Origin of the sequence: Nocardia sp. NPDC051911 (genome assembly GCF_040681035.1) — a bacterium.
Classification (GTDB): Bacteria; Actinomycetota; Actinomycetes; order Mycobacteriales; family Mycobacteriaceae; genus Nocardia; species Nocardia sichangensis.
In genome coordinates this window covers 1-2,685 of record NZ_JBFAXY010000095.1, presented here as the reverse complement: position 1 = coordinate 2,685, position 2,685 = coordinate 1, and the positions used below count along the sequence as shown (strand labels likewise).

The 2,685-nt window shown below is 65.1% G+C and carries 2 protein-coding genes; both read right to left on the bottom strand.

The annotated features are described in order from the left end of the window. Positions 1–356 precede the first annotated feature (356 nt). The gene (gene istB / locus AB0L97_RS38535) at positions 357–1,145 is read right to left on the bottom strand and encodes an IS21-like element helper ATPase IstB (protein WP_364439993.1); all 789 of its coding nucleotides are present in this window, start codon (positions 1,143–1,145) and stop codon (positions 357–359) included. A gap of 34 nt (positions 1,146–1,179) precedes the next feature. Then, positions 1,180–2,541: an IS21 family transposase gene (gene istA, locus AB0L97_RS38530; protein WP_364439991.1), complete on the bottom strand. Its 1,362-nt coding sequence runs from the start codon at positions 2,539–2,541 to the stop codon at positions 1,180–1,182. Positions 2,542–2,685 lie beyond the last annotated feature (144 nt).

Genomic DNA, 2,685 nt, shown 5'->3' with positions numbered 1-2,685 from the left:
TGATTGTTGGCCAGAGTTGCCAAACGAAATGGGCCAGGTGGCTTGGCGTTGAACCTTAACAGGTTCGTCGGTGTAGCGGGACGATTGTTGTGTCGGTGGGGATGCTCGGCCGAGCTGCTTCGGGGGTTGTCAGTAGGGCGACGATGGTGATGGACTCGCCGCAGTGCGGGCAGGCGCGTGTGGCTGCCGGGCGTGGCTCGGGAGCCGTGTCTCGGGTGGTGTCGACGGTGTCGGCTTGTTGCTCGCGGCGGCGCTTGGCCGTGCTTTTGCAGCGGGTGCTGCAGTAGATCCGGCGCGGGTTGATCGTGGTGAACTCCCGCCAGCAGACCTGGCAGTTGCGGGTGGCCGGGGTGGGTTCAGGAGACACGAGCGTTCACCGCCTTGCGCAGGTTCTCGGCGGTCTCGCGGTGGTGCCGTAGCCGATAGCTGGGCCCGTCGATGCCGACCACGGTCGCGCGGTGCAGCAAGCGATCCAGCATGGCTGCTGCGACGGTCGCGTCCCCGAAAGCGGTTGCCCAGTCAGCGATTCCGACGTTGGTCGTCAGGATCGTGCTCGACTTCAAATAGCGTTGGTTGATCACCTGGAACAACGCGGAGGCGCCGTCGCCGGGCAGCGGCAAGTAGCCGAGTTCGTCGATGACCAAAAGCTTGGGGCCGGCGAAGAACCGCATGCATGTGTGCCAGCGCCCTTCGAGTGCGGCTTTATGGCATTTGGCGGCCAGCTCGGCTGCGGTGGTGAAGTAGACGCGGTGGCCGGCCTCGACCGCGCCGCGGGCCAGGGCGACGGTGAGCATGGTCTTGCCGACGCCGGGCGGGCCGACGAACAGAACGTTCGCGGCATCGTCGAGGAACCGCAGGCTGGCCAGGTCGCGGATGAGTTTCTCGTCGACACCGGGTTGGGCGGCGAAATCGAAGTCGTTGAGTGTCCAGGGTTCGGGCAGGCAGGCGAACCGCAGCCGGGAGTTCAACCTGCGGGATTCGGTGGCGTTGACCTCGATCTCGAGCAACCGTTCGAGCGCCGCGGTGATCGACAGATTCTCCGATCTGGCGGCGTCGAGGATGCGTGGCAGCGCTTCGGCGGCGTCGCCGAGCTTCAGATACGACAGGTGAGCTCGCAATTGCTGATAGCGGCGTGCCTCGCTCATCTGCGGGGTGGATTTGTTCAACGGATGGTCTTCCTCACTGTTGTTCAAGCGAATCGTGTTGCGGTGCAATAGAAAGCCGCGCGGCGGTGGCCGCATAGACGGCGAGATCGATCACCACCTTCTGGGCGGGATCATGCGAGGCCGGGTGGCCGCGCAGTCGCGCGGACTCGGCCAGGGCGGCATCGGAGATCGGCCGCCTGGTCTTGTGGTTGCAGGGGCGGGCGGTGTCGAATTCAGCGAGCACCGACCGTTCCAGCGCGATCACGTGTCCTTCGTCGCGAACGACTCGCCCAGCACTATCGGGCGCGCGCAGATGCGCGGCAACTACTGCGCCGGACGGTGTTGCCAGCTCGACAATCTCGCTGCCGAGCCGATGAATCACAGTCACCATCGCGCCGGGCATCCCTGGTGGTGTCGAGTAGGAGTTGCCGCGCCAAGCCACCAGACCCTGCGGAGTGACCTTGCGGTGTTCGCGGATCTCGGCCGGAAACGACACTGCCGGGACCGGCCGTAATTGCTCGGCTGCGGCCAGCGCGCCCACCGTGGTCTTCTGTCCGTCTCGAATTCTGCGGCGGTTGTCCAACCGCAGGCAGAGTTTGTCCAAGGATGACTGGGCATCAGCGATCGTGGCTTCGTCCGCGACGGTGCGCCACCATCGTTGCGCCGCAGCATGGTTCGACTTCTCCACCACGCCTTTGCGGTTTCCGCGGCGAGGAGGACAGATATCGATCCCAACTCCATAGTGCTTGGCGACCCCGGCAAAAGCGCTGGTCAAGCGACCCGATTCCGGATGGCAGACCGTGGCCATCCGGTCGAACCTCCACCGGTGCGTCACTCCACCCAGCCGGGAGGTGACCCGCTCCAGAGCTTCGACCAGGTGCGCGAAGTCTTCGGCCGGGGCCAGCGCCCCGCGCCACAAACTCGAATGCGCCAGCGCGCCCACCAACAGATGCGCGTTCTTCCCCGCGCCCCAGGCCGCAGGCGGGTTCGGCAATTCGACCCAATCCCACTGCGTTTCCTCGCCAGGACGGTGCTCGATGATCGCGACATCGCGGCCCTTGGCCGCGTGGCAGGGCTCGCAATGAGGCCGCAAGCCCAGCTGCCGGATGGCCAGGGTCAAGGACTGATAGGAGCCATCGAATCCGAGCTCGACCAGCTCGTCGAACAACGTCGATGCCCACAAATGCGGGTCGTCGGCCAACCGGATCCGGCAATAGTCCACGAAGGGCTCGATCACCCGAGGCACTGTCCGTTTCCGGTGACCCGGGACACGCTCACCGTTCAGATACGCCCGCACAGTCTTGCGGTTGACCCCTAGATGCCGAGCGATCGCCGAGATCGACCACCCCTGCTCCCGAAGAGCATGTGCTTCCACATCTGCCTCCAGCGACAGCATCCACGGCCTTCCTCATCGGCACCGCGGACCGCTCCGCGGAGGATGAACAAGGCCACAACAACCGACGCGACAACACGCCGGAAACGGGATGCCAGCTGGCCCACTTCAGCTAGCGAGACTGGCCACTTTCACTTAGCGCCATCA

What these genes read in the sequence shown, in the direction of transcription:
- istB (WP_364439993.1), bottom strand. Translation starts at nt 1,145, where the DNA reads ATGAGCGAGGCACGCCGCTATCAGCAATTGCGAGCTCACCTGTCGTAT.
- istA (WP_364439991.1), bottom strand. Translation starts at nt 2,541, where the DNA reads ATGCTGTCGCTGGAGGCAGATGTGGAAGCACATGCTCTTCGGGAGCAG.